Raw genomic sequence first — 14,626 nt, forward strand, 5'->3', positions numbered from 1 at the left:
GATGGATACGAATCGCTGGATTCACGACCCCGTCGGCGCCTTTCGCGCGTGGCAGGAAACCGCCGCGACCGGCGCCGGCCGCCGGCCGTTCGCGCCGCGCTCGGTCGTGCAGCACGTCGCGATGTTCGAACGGTTCCTGCGCCATCTGATCGCGCACCGCGTGTCGCTGGCCACGTTCGGGCCCGACCACGTCGCGGCCTTCCTGGCGGAACTCGAGCGCACGTGCGCGCCCGGCACATCGACGCGCGTGCGCTACGCGAAGCTGATCGACCGGCTGGGCCGGCATCTGGTCGACACCGGCGTGCGGGCGATCCATCCGGCCGGCCGGACGACGCGCCATCTCGCGTGGCCGGACGGCGAGCCCGAACCATGCTACCTGCCGCCTGATGCCGACGTGGCGCTGCAGCGCCATGCGCAACCGCGCTCGGACGACACGCCGGCCGACTGCCGGAATCGCGCGATCGTCGCGCTGCTGCTCGCGAGCGGCATCACGTCCGCCGAGATTCGCGCGACGACGCATGACGCGCCCGATCTCGACGCGCTGCCGCCGGCGCTGTCCGTGCCGCGCGATCGCGCGCGGCCGGCACGCCGGATCGAACTCGCCGCGTTCGCGCTGGCACCGCTCGCCGCATGGCGCGCGCGCTCGGCAGACGCACCGGCATCGGCGCTGCTGTTTCCCGCGCCGCGCGGCGGTGGCGCGATGAACGACATGTTTCTGCTGCTCGTGGTGCGCGACGCGCTGACCTCGATCGGTTTCCATGCAGCGGACATGAGCCCGCGTGTGCTGCGTAACACATATGCGCGCCGCCAGTTGCTCGCCGGCCACGCGCACGCCGATGTCAGCGCCATGCTCGGTCTCGTCAGTACGCGAACGGTTACGCGCATCCGGCAGACGCTACCGCCCGATGCGGCCGCGGATCGCGCCGCACACGAGCGTTGAACGAGTTCACAGCACGGGCCCGATTCCTTTTTGTTCCCTATTCGCCCGGCTTCGACTCGATCAGCCGCAGAATCCGGGTGTCGTACGGCGATTGCATGACTTCCGCGACACGGACCTCGGACGCGGCGGGATGCAACGGATTCAGCAGGAAGTTGTGCGCGTGCGGCACGACGACGCTCGGGACGCGCAGCAGCGCGCTCGGCTGCGTTTGCAGCCACTCGGTGCCGGCGCTGCGGGTCCAGTCGACGTTCGTTCGCCAGTCGTCCGGCGCGTCGCCTTCCGCGATTTCGGCGACGTCCACCGATTCCGGCACCTCGATACGAAGCAACTGGTATCCGCTCGGCAATTGCGCGACGGTAGCGATTTCGAAATGCACGAGCGTTTCGAGCAGCGCGAGCGCCGGATGCTCGGCGAGATACACGACGGGCTGTCCGGCAAAATGCCAGCGCCCGCCGGCGCGCAACCCGCCGATGCCTTTCAGGTCGGCGTAATTGCTGATCCGCCACAGCGTCGTCAAGCGAAGTACCCCTCGTCGATCTGCGTGAGGACTTCTTCGACGAGCCGCGCGCCGTGCTCGGTGCTCGCCATGTCGAGCGACGTGCGACCGCCGAAGCGCTGAAGCCCGTTGCGCAGCCACGCCATCGCCTTGTCCTGGTCGCCGAACGTGGCGGTCGCCTGTGCGACGATGCGCGCGAGGCGGATCGCCTTGTCGGATTCCTCCGGCGACAGGCGTTCGTGCGCCTGGCGACGATGGCTCAGCGTGCGACGCGGGATGATGAAAGCCAGCTCGTCCGATTTCAGCCCGCGCTCCGACAGCCGGTCGATCACCGAGACGTCGACGCGTGCGCTCGCCAGCTCGGCAAGATCGGCGCCCGATCGGACGCGGATCGCCAGCAGCTGCTCGAGAATCGTGAATTCGGCCTGACGCGGATGCGCGACGCCTGAAGGATGGAAAGCAATGGTGCTCATGACCTCTCTCCGGCAATTTGCCCAATCATTATAGGCGTTTTGCCGGAGACTTGCGGGAACAGGCTCGGGAGAGCGTCTGTGGCCTGTCCGCCAAGGTGTCGGAAAAGGTGGCAGCGGAGGTCGCCCGCCTGTCTGTCTGTCTGGCAGCAGATTCCGGGGGTCGCGAATCGAAGATTCGCCTGGGTGAGGGAGGGCAATCGTTCAGTATATAAAGTCCAGGAAAGCTTCTTGCGATTGTCACGTAACAACTCTTCTACTGATTTAAGTCGCTTCTGCCCGCGGCGGTGTTCGCGAAGCGTTCTCGAGTACGCTTCGACGGAGCATTGGCCGCTACACGCCCGTTCCGCTTTCGACGGCACCGTCTCCAAGCGTCAACGCGCCCGGAATCGCACCAGCGACACCACCCGATTCCGGATGTCCAACGACCCGCCCCCATATGCGGGTACCTTGCCGTCGGAAATGCGGTCTGTGCCGCATCGCCGGGCCGCCTCACTTACTTCGCCTCCGCAGCCAGCCGCGCCAGCGCCAGGGATCGCGCGTCATACCGACGGCGGTCAGCCGGCCCACGCGGACGCGCGGATCACGCTGCAGAAATTGCCGGCGTTGAAATGCGGATCCTTGTCCGCGAGCACGTCGGCCTTCACGTTGCCGAATGTCGTGTCCGCCTTGTGCTTGATCCCGTCGTAGAACGCCTGGATGATGTCTTCCTTGAAGTGCGGCGTACGCGGATGCGCACGGACGACGGCCTCGCGTTCGACGTCGCTGTATTCCGGATACGTCAGCCCCAGCACGTCCATCTCGACGCCCGCGGTGACGAGCGCGATCACCGGATGCATGTGCTGCGGAATCCCCGGCGTGGTATGCAGCGCGATCGAGGCCCACACGACATCGATATCCTGCTGCGAGATGCCCTTGCCCTTCAGAAAATCGCGGGCCGCGTTGGCACCATCCACTTCGAAGCGCTCGCATGCGCTGCTGTGCTTGTGCGTGAGCCCCATGTCGTGAAACATGCAGCCGCAGTAGAGCAGTTCGGGATCGTATTTGAGCCCGCGACGCTGGCCCGCAAGCGCCGCGAAATAGTAGACGCGGCTGGAATGATGGAACAGCAGCGGAGACGCGGTATCGCGAACGAGTTCGGTGATCTCGCGCGTCAGTTGGCTATCGGGAATGGTGATGCCTGCAACGTTCTCAGTCATGATCGACCTCCATTGGAAACACCCTCGATTCTCCGGAGCCCGATAGCCGTCTTCAATAGACGTGTCACGTCAAATCCTGCCATTTTGCGCGACGGACGGACATGATGCGTGCGCGATGGAAAGGCGCCGGAAATATGCCCGGCCGCCCCGCTCCATGTGCCACTGGCGCCTCTATACTGCTACGCGTCACGTTCGACACGACACACAACCGATCATGCCGAAGGTCATTGGTATTTTCGCCGTACCGGGCGTCCAGCTGCTCGATGTCTCCGCGCCGCTCGACGTCTTCGCGCAAGCGAACGCCGAATACGGGAAACCGTTCTACACGTTGCGGATCATCGCAAGCGAGTCCGGTCCGATCCGCTGTTCATCCGGCGCGCAACTACTGCCCGACTGGATCGTTCCCAAGATCCCGGAGCGCATCGACACGCTGCTGGTTGCCGGCGCACCGAACGCCAGCCGGATCGCGCTCCGCACCGACGTCCTCGCATGGCTGCGGTCGGCCGCCGTGCAAAGCAAGCGTTACGGCTCGATCTGCACCGGTGCGTTCATCCTCGCGGCCACCGGCCTGCTGAAAGGGCGTCGCCTGACCACGCACTGGGCAGCCGCCGACGCGCTGGCCGAAGCCTATCCGTCGCTCGCCGTCGATGCGGACGCGCTGTATGTACGCGACGGCAAACTGCGCACCGGCGCCGGCGTCACGGCCGGGCTCGATCTCGCGCTGGCGCTGGTCGAGGAAGATCTCGGCCGCGAGATCGCGCGGCACGTCGCCGCGCAACTGGTGATGTTCTTCAAGCGCCCGGGCGGGCAACTCCAGTTCAGCCGCAAGGGCGAGGCGCGCCCCGCCGGACGTTCGGTGCTGCAGGAAGTCCAGCGCTGGATCGCGGCGAATCCGGAACTCGAGCATTCGGTGGCCGACATGGCGAAGCATGCGGGCATGAGCCCGCGCCACTTCGCGCGGCTGTTCCGCGCGGAAGTCGGCATGACGCCGGCCGCGTGGGTCGAAGCGACCCGCATCTCGGCAGCCCGCCACTTGCTCGAGAACGGACACGACACGCCGAAACAGGTCGCCGCGAAATGCGGCTTCGCGAACGTCGATACGCTCAGGCGGTCATTCACGCGGCACGTCGGGATCACGCCCGCCGAATACCGGAAGCGGCAGGCAATCCTGGCCGAGTGACGCGGGCGGGCATGCGCGATGCCGCACGAGCAACGCCGACCATCCCGTTCAAATGCTTCGGAATACGATTCAATTGATCGTCGCGCGACCGCCGGCCGATCGACCACATCGAGGCCGGAATGGCTGCACCTGACGTCCCCATGGAGCGTGAGTCGACATGGCTGTCCGGCCATCCGGCACGCCGACAATCATCAGACAAAGCCGAGAATCCCCACGGATCGTTTACCCAGTTGCAATAATTATTCGCTGGAACGCGTATTTCCGACCGGTAACGCGATCGCTACGATGCAATCAACCGCTGAACGCAACAAGCGAAGCGCGAAATCAACGAAACCGGAGGTCATCATGAAGTCGTTCATCTACGCTGTCGTCGCCGCAACCGCCCTGTCCGCCTCGTACGGCGCATTCGCACAATCGAACCCGTCGGGCCAGTTGACGCGTGCCCAGGTGCGCGCTGAGCTCGTCCAGCTCGAACAGGCCGGCTACAAGCCCGAAGTCTCCGATCAGTACTACCCGCGCGCGCTGCAGACGGCGCAGGCCCGCGTGACGAACGCCGATGAAGCCGGTTACGGCGCACAAGCCGCGGCCGGCGTGCGTGCCGGCCGTGCGATCGCAGTCAAGCAGGACGGCCGCGACTCCGTGTATTTCGGCCAGTAAGCCGGACGCACACGCGCGCATTCCGATCCGCGCGCGGCAAACGAAACACCCCGCTCCTGAACTGCACCCCAAAAGTTGGATTCTGATCCGACCTTTGGGGTGTTTTTTCATGACGAAGTACAGCGAAGAGCTTCGACGGCAAGTTGTTCAAGAGCATCTGGCGGAGGGGCTTGGCTCGATCCGACTGGCGAAGCGTCACGGTATTGGCCGATCGGCGATACGCCAATGGATCACGGCCTACCATGTGCATGGCGATGCCGGATTGCGCAGGAAGACAAGTCGGTACGATGCACAGTTCAAGCTCTCGGTGCTGCTCCATATGTGGCGGACAGAGTTGTCGTACAGGCAGGTGGCAGCCGTCTTCGACATCCGCAGCCCGGGGTGCATCGGGCAATGGGAGCGCCTGTATCATGACGGCGGTCTAGCCGCTTTGGCGCCCCGTCCGCGCGGGCGTCCCAGGAACATGCACGAATCTCTGCCGCCCCAATCTGCCAGTGAAGAACCCACGCCGGACGAGCGGCCCCGCGAGGAATTGCTCAAGGAGATCGAGTATCTGCGCGCGGAGGTGGCGTACCTAAAAAAACTCGATGCGCTGCTGCAATCCAAGAAGGCGGCAGCGCCAAAGAAAAAGCGCAAATAGTGCATGAGCTGAGGCAGCGCCATCCGGTGGCCGCGCTTCTGAAGGCAGCAGGTCTGGCACGCAGCACGTTCTATTACCAGCTCAAGGCGCTGGACGTCGGTGATCGGTATGCGGAGCTCAAAGCAAAGATCCGGACCGTGTACGACCATCATCAAGGGCGCTACGGCTATCGACGGATCACCGCCACGATCCGGCAGGCAGGGCACGTCATCAACCACAAGACGGTGCAACGGCTGATGGGGCAGTTACAGTTGAAGTCGCGGGTACGTCCAAAGAAATACCGTTCCTGGCGAGGTGAAGTCGGCCGGGTTGCGCCCAATCTGCTGCAGCGCCAGTTCGATGCCGAGCGGCCGAATCAAAAGTGGGTAACGGATGTGACCGAGTTCAACGTCGGCGGCCAGAAGTTATATCTGTCGCCGGTGATGGATCTGTACAACGCGGAGATCGTCGCCTACCAAATGGATCAGCGGCCAAGCTTTGAATTGGTCAGCGGCATGTTGAAGAAGGCGCTGACCAAACTCGGGCAGAAGGACCGGCCGCTATTGCACTCCGATCAAGGATGGCAGTATCAGATGCCCGCTTACCGCCGACTGCTCGCGCAGCACGCGCTGACTCAGAGCATGTCCCGTCGGGGAAATTGCCTTGATAATGCAGCGATGGAAAGCGTCTTCGGTACGCTGAAGTCCGAGTGCTACAGACTCAGCCGCTTTAGCAGCGTAGATCAGCTACGCGATGCGCTGACCCGCTACATCCATTACTACAACCACGAACGTATCAAGCTCAAACTGAAAGGGCTGAGTCCCGTGCAATACAGGACTCAGCCCTTCGGCGCTTAGCCTTTAACCGTCCAACTTCGTGGGGTCAGTTCATCCCGTTCATCGGGGGCGGGGTGTTCGTTTTTCGGCGATCCGCTCCGCGACCGGATCGCGACCGTCGATCGACGCACACCTGCCGATCGCGCGCCGCGCGGTGCCGTTCACGCAGGCAGCCGGCGTTTGCGCATAGAATGGCCGCGTGGTCGACGTCGGCCGAAACTAACGCGAGCGGAACCACGACGCCCGGCATGCCGGATCGTCACCGCGCCCGCTGGCCGGCCCGATGCCGCACTCATCGCATTTTTCGAAAAGGAGCGGTTTCATGTCTCAAGCATCCGGTTCCATGATCACGTTTCGCCGCCCGGACGGCCAGGAACTGCAGGGCTATCTCGCCAGGCCGGAAAAGACCGAAGGCGCGCCCGCGGTCGTCGTCATCCAGGAATGGTGGGGGCTGAACGACCAGATCCGCGGCGTCGCGGATCGCCTCGCGCGCTGCGGCTACTTCGCGCTCGTGCCCGACCTGTATCGCGGCAAGTCGACAGTCGAGGAAGAAGAGGCACACCACCTGATGACCGGCCTCGATTTCGGCGATGCTGCATCGCAGGACATTCCCGGCGCCGTCACGTATCTGAAGACGCTGGCGCCGCGCGTCGCGGTGACGGGCTTCTGCATGGGCGGTGCACTGACGCTGCTGTCGCTGCAGTTCGCCGACGCGGACGCGGGTGTCACATGGTACGGCTTCCCGCCGCTCGACTACCTCGATCCGGCGAAGCTCAAGGTGCCGCTGATGGGCCACTGGGCCACGCAGGATGAATTCTTCGCGATCGACCAGGTCAACGCGCTGGAAAAGAAGCTGACCGATGCGAAGGTCGGTGTCGAATTCCATCGCTATCTCGCGCATCACGCATTTGCGAACGAAACGGCCGTCGGCCCCGGCCGCATCTCCGCCACGCAGTTCGATCCGGTGTGGTCGCAAATCGCGTGGGATCGCACGCTGACGTTCTTCGGCCGCACGCTCTGGGCGAAGCCGCAGTAATACGCGGCCGGCGCGCTCGCGACAAGCCTGCGCAATGAGAAACGCCACGGACTTTCCTCCGTGGCGTTTTTGTTTTCCGGGTACCGCGAGCGGCACGGCGGTCGGCCGTACCTGTTCCCGATTCCGGACGACGTCGCGCTGCGGTTCCGCCGTTGATCGCGCACCGGGCCGGCTGCGCCGTCACGCAAGCGCGGGCGGCGCAGCCTGGCTGACGTCGACGCGTTTCGGCAGGATGCCGGCCCGATAGAACACGTCCGCGATGCGCTGTTGATACGCGAGCGTGTCGCGCGTGACGGGCTCGACGCCGAAGCGCGCGCGGCGAAACGCGAGCGCCACCGCCGGCTCCGGAATCCCCCACAGCTTCGAGAACTCGGCCGCGCCCTGCGCGCGGTTCGCATCGAGCCATCGCTGAACCGTCGTCAGTTCCGACACGGCCGCATCCAGCACGTCGGCATTGTGCTGCGCATACGTGCGCGACGCGAAGTAGTAGCCGCGATTCTCGACGAGCCCGGTGCCGTCCGCGACGATGCGCGCATCGAACGCCTGCTGGACCACCGCGAGAAACGGATCCCAGATGATCCACGCATCGACCGATCGGTTCTCGAACGCGGCCCGCGCATCGGACGGCGACAGCCAGACCGGCGTGACGTCCGCATAGTCGAGCTTCGCGGCCTGCAGCAGCCGGACCAGCAGGAAGTGCGTGTTCGATCCCTTCACCAGCGCGATGCGCTTGCCGCGCAGGTCCGCAAAAGTCCTGACCGGCGAATCCTTCGCGACGACCACGGCCTCGGCCGCGGGGCCGGCCGGCGTCTGTGCGTAGTAGACGAGCGGCGCGCCGGCCGCAAGCGCGAAGATCGGCGGCGCCTCGCCGACATCGCCGAAGTCGATCGATCCCGCGTTCAGCGCTTCGAGTTGCGGCGGCCCGGACGGAAACTCGGTCCACGTAACGTTCACGCCGAGTGTCGCGAGCTTGCCCTGCAGCGTGCCGCGCGCCTTCAGCAGGCTGAGCGGCCCTTTCTGGTAGCCGATGCGCAATGTGCGCGCACCGGCCGCGCTCGCCAGCGCGAAGCCGGGATGCGCGGTGGCGCCCGCCGCGATCGCGAGGCCGGCATGAAGGAGCCGGCGGCGGGTGGTGAATAGTCGATCTGCCATGTCGTTTCGGGTTCGATGGAGAGGGTGCGGCTTCGCGCACGCGGGCTTCGGGTGCGCGGAGGCAAACACCGCCGCGCGAACGCGATGAAGCAGGTCGAACCGATTCTAGGAGGTTGGCGCCGCGCATCGAACCAACGATGTTCGATATCGAAAGCAAGCGTTTTCATACGGACGTGCCGGTTGCACGGCGTCGCTTCCCGAGTCGATCGCGACCACATCGTCAACGCCTGCCTTAAATGCAGGACTACGGATTATTTTGTTTTTCAGAGCAAGGCGCAGTACTCGTACAGCGGCAGTGCTGCCTCAGGATTTGCAGGACGCGTTCAGCGCGGCCTCGTCGGCGGCCAGCATTTCGGGCACGCATTCGCGCAGGAAATCGACGAACGTACGGATCTTCGCATCGAGGTACTGACGCGACGCATACAGCGTGTAGACCGTCAGCTTCTGCAACCGGTATTCGGGCAGCACGCGCACCAGCGCACCGCTCGCGAGCGCGGGCAGTGCGGACGACATCGGCAGCGAGCCGATCCCGAGGCCGGCACGCAATGCACCGCCCAGCGCATCGGCGATGTTCACCTGGAAATCGGGCAACGGCAGAGCAAACGTCTCGTGGCCGTCCGGGCCGTCGAGATGCCAGCGATCGCGCGGGAACACCGAAGTGACCATCTGCAGGCAGGCATGCCCTTCGAGCTCGCGCACCGTGCGCGGCGTGCCGCGCTCCTTCAGATACGCGGGCGACGCGCACAGTACGCTGTGCACGTCGCCGAGCCGCTGCGACACGAGCCCCGAATCGGGCAGCTCCGTCGTGCTCAACTGCAGCGACACGTCGTAGCCTTCGTCGATGATGTCGGGCACGTGCTGCGACAGCGTCAGCTCGACCGCGACCGACGGATAACGCTGACGATAGCGCACGACCGCGGGCAACACATAGGCCTGGCCGAAACTCGTCGTCGCGTGAACATGCAGCCGTCCGGACGGCTTCGCCTGTGCGTCCGCTGCCTCGGCTTCCGCTTCGTCGATATACCCGAGGATGCGCTGACAACGATCAAGATAGCGCTGCCCGGCGTCGGTCAGCGCAATGCGGCGCGTGCTGCGGTTGAGCAGGCGCGTGCGCAGATGCGTTTCGAGCTGCGCGACCGAACGCGATGCGTACGCCGTCGTGATGTCCAGGCGCTGGGCCGCGCTCGTGAAGCTGCCCTCCTCCGCGACCCGGACGAAAATGCGCATCATCTGTAACGTGTCCATCGACCTGTCCCCGGGATTGAGATCACGGCGCGCTGCCGTGCGGCCGTGGTGCCGGCGGCTCCGGCGCAGGCCGGTCTGGCGCGAATTGTGCGGAACAGTACAGCAGCGCTGCAGGCGTGTCCAGTTCGCCGTATGCGGCGTGATCCGGACGCCGAATCGTGTCGCGGAGCCGCCTTTCGCGCGGCGTCCGGGCCGGGCGCGAACGCGATCGAACACGCCGGCACGCGAACGGCATCGGGTCGGCAAAAACTACCCAACGACCACGATACCGATCCGCAATTTACGCCATCGACGACACGTTACGCGGCAGCCGCCGCATCGAACGGATTACGCAACACGATCGTGTCGTCGCGCTCCGCGCCGGTCGTGATCATCGATACCGGCGCGCCCGCGACCGCTTCGATGCGCGCGATGAAATCCTGTGCGGCGCGCGGCAGCGCCGCACGTTCGCGCGCGCCCTTCACGGTGCCGTGCCAGCCGTCGAACCGTTCGTAGACCGGCTTTGCGCGCGACTGCACATCGAGGCTCGCGGGCAGATGGTCGACGCGCGCGCCGTCGAGTTCGTAACCGACGCACAGCTCGATCGACTCGAAGCCGTCGAGTACGTCGAGCTTGGTGAGCGCCAGCGAATCGATGCCCGAGATCCTGACCGCCTGGCGCAACTGTGCTGCATCGAGCCATCCGCAGCGTCGCGGCCGGCCGGTGTTGACGCCGAACTCCTGCCCGCGCGCACGCAGCGTTTCGCCGGTCGCGTCGGTCAACTCGGTGAGGAACGGGCCGCCGCCGACACGCGTCGCATACGCCTTGGTCACGCCCAGCACGTGGCCGAGCTTCGACGCGCCGAGGCCAGTACCGGCCGCGGCCGCCGATGCGACGGTGCCCGACGACGTCACGAACGGGTACGTGCCCCAGTCGATGTCCAGCATCACGGCCTGCGAACCCTCGAACAGGATGCGTTCGCCGCGCTCGGTCGCGTCGTTGAGGTCGGCCCAGACGGAGCGCACGAACGGCAGGATCTTCGGTGCGATATCGACGAGCGTCGCCAGCATCGCGTCGCGAGAACATTCGTCGAGCCCCAGGCCACGGAACCACGCGTTGTGATGGTCGACGAGCACGTCGAGCTTGTCGGCAAGCCGGCCGGGTTCCGCGAGATCGCCGACACGCAGCCCGCGGCGCCCGACCTTGTCCTCGTAGGCCGGCCCGATCCCGCGCAGCGTGGTACCGATCGGTTCGCGGCGCAGGCGCTCCTGCGCCTGGTCGATCGTGTGGTGAATCGGCAGCACCAGCGTCGCGTTCTCGGCGATCGACAGATTGTCTGGCGTCACCGACAGCCCGAGTTCGGCCATCCGCGCGATCTCCGCGAGCAGCGCTTCCGGATCGAGCGCCACGCCGTTGCCGATCACGCCGCGCTTGCCGCGCACGATGCCGCTCGGCAGCAGCGCAAGCTTGTACGTCTTGCCGCCGACGACCAGCGTATGACCCGCGTTATGGCCGCCGTTGTAGCGAGCGACGAGGTCGGCCTGAGCCGCCAGCCAGTCCACGACGCGCCCCTTGCCTTCGTCGCCCCATTGGGCACCCACTACCACCACGTTCGGCATGCTCCGCACTCCATGTGAGAAATTCAGACACTCGTTCGGCCGAGCCGGCCGTTTGTGTGCCATATTGGCGGAGCTGGACCGCCCGATCAAACGATTAAACCTGAACTATCGCGTGAGTAAATATCACGCGAAACAACGCAATGGCCCGACGTCTCCCCCCGTTGAATTCGCTGCGCGCGTTCGAAGCAGCCGCTCGACTCGGCAGCTTCACGCTTGCCGCCGACGAGCTGTGCGTGACGCACGGCGCGATCAGCCGGCACGTGCAACAACTGGAGGCGTGGCTCGGCCGGCCGCTATTCGAACGCCACAACCGGCGGGTCGAACTGACCGACGCCGGCCGCGCCTATCTCGCCGAGGTCGGTGCATCGTTCGACCGGATCGCGCTCGCCACCGCGCAGCACTTCGGCCACGCGCAGCAGCGCGTGCTGCGCGTCAGCGCACCCGCGACATTTTCGTTGCGCTGGCTCGTGCCGAAGCTGTCGTCGTTCCAGGTTGCCCATCCGACGATCGAGGTGCGGCTGTCGACGTCGAACGAGCCGATCGAGAAGCTGCGCGACAAGGTCGACCTGATCGTTCGAGGCGGCCCGCAGGCCATCGACGGCTACGTCGCAGAGGAATTCCTGTCCGAAGTCCGGCTGCCGGTGTGTGCGCCGAAGCTGCTGGAGGGCCGGACGTTGCTGACGCCCGCCGATCTAACCGGTTTCACGCTGCTGCACGCGGCGACCTATCCCGGCATGTGGCCCGAATGGCTCACGGCGGCCGGGTATCCGAATCTCGCGCCGCGACATTCGCTCACGCTCGAGCATTTCTACCTGACGCTGCAAGGCGCACTCGATGGGCTCGGCATCGCGATGGGACCGATCGCGCTCGTCGCGGACGACATCGCCGAAGGCCGGCTCGTGCAGCCGTTCAGCGAACCGGCGCTGCCGCCATGGCGCTACTTCACGTACGTGGCATCCGCGCGCGCGGACGACGATGCGGTGCGCGCGTTCAAGGACTGGCTGAAGGTGACGGGGAACGCAGCCGCATCGGGCGCGCGGTACTGACCGGATCGACCTGTCGGTCATGCCCGCCATGAAGTGAAGGATTCCGAATCAAATGGCGCAAACGCGCGGATCGGGTTTGCGGTCGTTCATGACGGGCACTCTGCTTTTGATGTGCATCGCGTGATCGCGATACACGCGGCAAGCCGCGGATCGAACCGTGGCTTGCCGCCGAACGGCGCTTACTGGCTTGCGCCGGCAGCTTTCTTCTCCGCGTTCTGCAGGTTCTGCGGATAGTTCGGGTCGTTGGCCGCCGGCTTGTAACCGGCGTCTTCGAGTTTCTTCAGCTCGGCGCTGTTTTTCGCGCGCGCTGCCTTGCGCTCCGCTTTGTGTTGGGCCCTGGCCGCCTTGCGTGCCTGGCTCTTCGCTGCCTTGGCGTCCTGTGCAGCGGGCGCGCTGGCGTCGGTCTGGGCAAACGCAGGAACTGCCGAGCCAAACAGGAACGCGGCTGCGGTAGCAGCCAGCGTGAGTTTTTTGATCTGGATTTGCATCGCTGAACTCTCTTTTCTGATGATTATCACGGATTGAAAGACCATCGAGATACCGCCCCTGTCCTGATCGGTCGTCATGTCGCGATCGGGACCAGTGCATCATAACCGCGTCGCGAAAAATGTGGCGCCAACGTGCAAACGGAATTGGGGATACACGTATGGGAGAACAAGCGGGCGTCGCTTCTCCGTTGCCGCGCGCGTGAAGATCGCGTGGTCGAGGCAGTAGAAACGTCCGATGTACGGCGCGCGTCGGTAAAGTGAATCGATCACGCGGTGAGATGAGAGATGCCGATTCCGATGACCTTCGTTTCGCCGTGTCGTGCTCGCATGCCAATGGCAGTTTCATAGGTGGTGTTGGCGACACGCTCATGCTCGACGTGATCTTCATCACGCGAAGCGCAGTCACCGCAGCAGTTGTCAAACTGTGCGTCACGTTGCCATTCGACGCGGCTCGAGCGACGGTTCCTCCCATAAACGGTCACGATTCGCTTCGTTCGGGTCGATGCGGTCGTCTTGCATCGCCACACAGAGTGGTGAACAGCCGGGGAACCGGTCGCTGCACGGTGACGTGCATGGTTACCTTGGCCGGTGAAGTTCATCGTCGTTCGGTGTGTATGACGAAAACGAGAAACGTCTTGCGTTGGGTGAAGACGTTGACCGGAACTCCCTCACGAATGCGCGGAGGGAGCCGGGCATGCGTTGCGACACGCGCCCGACGAACGTTGCGCATAGCGTTGACGTTGCGGCAGCACTTGGCGGTCGGCCCCACTCTGCTGACGAATGCATCAGGCAACGCGCACACGGGCCACAGATTTTTCATTCGACGATTTTGGCCGTCGGGTATCCCGTGCGCGTGCCACGGCCTCACAGCTTGCATATACCTGTGGGGGCGCCTTGTCGGTGAGCTTTTACGGGATCGCGAAGCCTTCGAGGGTGAGAATGTTCGGGATCGTTGCCCGAATTCGATTGTGGTGAGCTTCGTCAACGACAGCATCCTCACGTTCGCTCGTCACTTCCACGAGATCGGGCCAGGAACCGGCGACCTGTGCCGACGATGGGGAGGCTGCGACGCTTGTTTCCGGGAGGCTGTGCTGGCGTCTCGTTGCCATCCAGGGGCACAGCATTGTTCTTCGGTTGATCCAAAGGTAGAAAGTTGCGGTACCCCAGGGCGGCGGAGCAAGTTGCATCTATTTCCGCTGTGCACAGTTCGCAGGCTGAATATGACGAGTGTCGTCGATAGGCGATTGGCAAAAAACTTGCCCACAGACCGGGAAGCATGAGTACAAAAATCCACTCGTGCGCAGTCCAGGATGATTTCGAACTGCTGTGGGTGAAACCGACGATGTTCGCGCGCCCGGTCGTAGATCCGATTTGCCCGTCGATCACCGGAGCGTGGGTGGTCGCAGCCCCGGCTTTTTGGTCCCATAGACGGGAACCTGAACGTGGAAACCGGTGGGTTCTGCCCGATTTCCTCCCATAGGTTTCTACTTTTAGGTGTTTGTGAGTAGGTACTCACCTCTCCGGGAAGCCTTGTCGGGCCTGAAACCTTGGTGGAACGAGGCGCCAGGCTGCTGTCCAGCAGGCATGAATCGGAGGATCGAGGTGCCTGGCGGACCTCAGACGGATCCGATGGGTAGCGGTTTATGGGGCTTGTTTTTCTGTGT

The 14,626-nt window shown here is 64.5% G+C and carries 14 protein-coding genes; 6 read left to right on the forward strand and 8 right to left on the reverse strand.

The window, feature by feature from the left end; translation table 11 throughout:
- The first annotated feature begins 1 nt into the window (after position 1).
- A complete protein-coding gene (locus R9B84_RS21205) occupies positions 2-940 on the forward strand; it encodes a site-specific integrase (protein WP_423761014.1) in 939 nt (312 codons plus the stop codon).
- A gap of 37 nt (positions 941-977) precedes the next feature.
- Here the strand turns inward: R9B84_RS21205 and R9B84_RS21210 are convergent, their stop codons facing one another.
- The 3 genes from R9B84_RS21210 to R9B84_RS21220 form a co-directional block, all read right to left on the reverse strand.
- On the reverse strand, positions 978-1,457 hold the full coding sequence (locus R9B84_RS21210; RefSeq protein ID WP_423760304.1) for an RES family NAD+ phosphorylase: 480 nt from the start codon (positions 1,455-1,457) through the stop codon (positions 978-980).
- Positions 1,454-1,909, reverse strand: coding sequence for a type II RES/Xre toxin-antitoxin system antitoxin (gene parS, locus R9B84_RS21215; RefSeq protein ID WP_031403156.1), 456 nt, complete (start codon positions 1,907-1,909; stop codon positions 1,454-1,456). The genes R9B84_RS21210 and parS overlap by 4 nt, the downstream gene beginning before the upstream one ends.
- 554 nt (positions 1,910-2,463) lie before the next feature.
- Entirely contained in the window at positions 2,464-3,105 is a 642-nt protein-coding gene (locus R9B84_RS21220) for an HD domain-containing protein (protein WP_423760305.1), read from the reverse strand.
- A gap of 214 nt (positions 3,106-3,319) precedes the next feature.
- On the opposite strand from R9B84_RS21220, the gene R9B84_RS21225 reads away from it, so the two are divergent.
- From R9B84_RS21225 to R9B84_RS21240, 4 genes are all read left to right on the forward strand, one after another.
- Complete coding sequence (locus R9B84_RS21225) at positions 3,320-4,285, forward strand: GlxA family transcriptional regulator (RefSeq protein WP_423760306.1); 966 nt, start codon at positions 3,320-3,322, stop codon at positions 4,283-4,285.
- A 345-nt stretch (positions 4,286-4,630) separates the two neighbouring features.
- Complete coding sequence (locus R9B84_RS21230) at positions 4,631-4,942, forward strand: DUF4148 domain-containing protein (RefSeq protein WP_027792214.1); 312 nt, start codon at positions 4,631-4,633, stop codon at positions 4,940-4,942.
- 109 nt (positions 4,943-5,051) lie between these two features.
- Positions 5,052-6,418, forward strand: a protein-coding gene (locus tag R9B84_RS21235; RefSeq protein ID WP_423760307.1) for an IS3 family transposase whose coding sequence is annotated in 2 segments (ribosomal slippage) — positions 5,052-5,526 and positions 5,526-6,418 — 1,368 coding nt in all. Because the reading frame shifts where the segments join, the coding sequence is not laid out codon by codon here.
- A gap of 301 nt (positions 6,419-6,719) precedes the next feature.
- The gene (locus R9B84_RS21240) at positions 6,720-7,433 is read left to right on the forward strand and encodes a dienelactone hydrolase family protein (RefSeq protein WP_423760308.1); all 714 of its coding nucleotides are present in this window, start codon (positions 6,720-6,722) and stop codon (positions 7,431-7,433) included.
- A gap of 180 nt (positions 7,434-7,613) precedes the next feature.
- Here the strand turns inward: R9B84_RS21240 and R9B84_RS21245 are convergent, their stop codons facing one another.
- The 3 genes from R9B84_RS21245 to R9B84_RS21255 all read right to left on the reverse strand — a co-directional run bounded on the left by R9B84_RS21245 (position 7,614) and on the right by R9B84_RS21255 (position 11,428).
- Complete coding sequence (locus tag R9B84_RS21245; RefSeq protein WP_423760309.1) at positions 7,614-8,585, reverse strand: aliphatic sulfonate ABC transporter substrate-binding protein; 972 nt, start codon at positions 8,583-8,585, stop codon at positions 7,614-7,616.
- A gap of 303 nt (positions 8,586-8,888) precedes the next feature.
- Complete coding sequence (locus R9B84_RS21250; protein ID WP_423760310.1) at positions 8,889-9,830, reverse strand: LysR family transcriptional regulator; 942 nt, start codon at positions 9,828-9,830, stop codon at positions 8,889-8,891.
- A 299-nt stretch (positions 9,831-10,129) separates the two neighbouring features.
- Positions 10,130-11,428 (reverse strand): adenylosuccinate synthase, encoded by a 1,299-nt coding sequence (locus tag R9B84_RS21255; protein ID WP_423760311.1) that lies wholly within the window; start codon positions 11,426-11,428, stop codon positions 10,130-10,132.
- A 140-nt stretch (positions 11,429-11,568) separates the two neighbouring features.
- Between R9B84_RS21255 and gcvA the strand changes: the two genes are divergently transcribed.
- Positions 11,569-12,474 carry a transcriptional regulator GcvA gene (gene gcvA, locus R9B84_RS21260; RefSeq protein WP_423760312.1) on the forward strand — a complete coding sequence of 302 codons (906 nt, stop codon included), beginning with the start codon at positions 11,569-11,571 and terminating at the stop codon, positions 12,472-12,474.
- A gap of 179 nt (positions 12,475-12,653) precedes the next feature.
- Here the strand turns inward: gcvA and R9B84_RS21265 are convergent, their stop codons facing one another.
- Together R9B84_RS21265 and R9B84_RS21270 are read right to left on the reverse strand one after the other, a co-directional pair.
- Positions 12,654-12,962 (reverse strand): DUF4148 domain-containing protein, encoded by a 309-nt coding sequence (locus R9B84_RS21265; protein ID WP_423761015.1) that lies wholly within the window; start codon positions 12,960-12,962, stop codon positions 12,654-12,656.
- Positions 12,963-13,228: 266 nt separating this feature from the next.
- Entirely contained in the window at positions 13,229-13,561 is a 333-nt protein-coding gene (locus R9B84_RS21270) for a hypothetical protein (protein ID WP_423760313.1), read from the reverse strand.
- Between the last annotated feature and the right edge of the window lie 1,065 nt (positions 13,562-14,626).

It is taken from the genome of Burkholderia sp. NLJ2 (assembly GCF_049487195.1).
Lineage (GTDB): Bacteria > Pseudomonadota > Gammaproteobacteria > Burkholderiales > Burkholderiaceae > Burkholderia > Burkholderia pyrrocinia.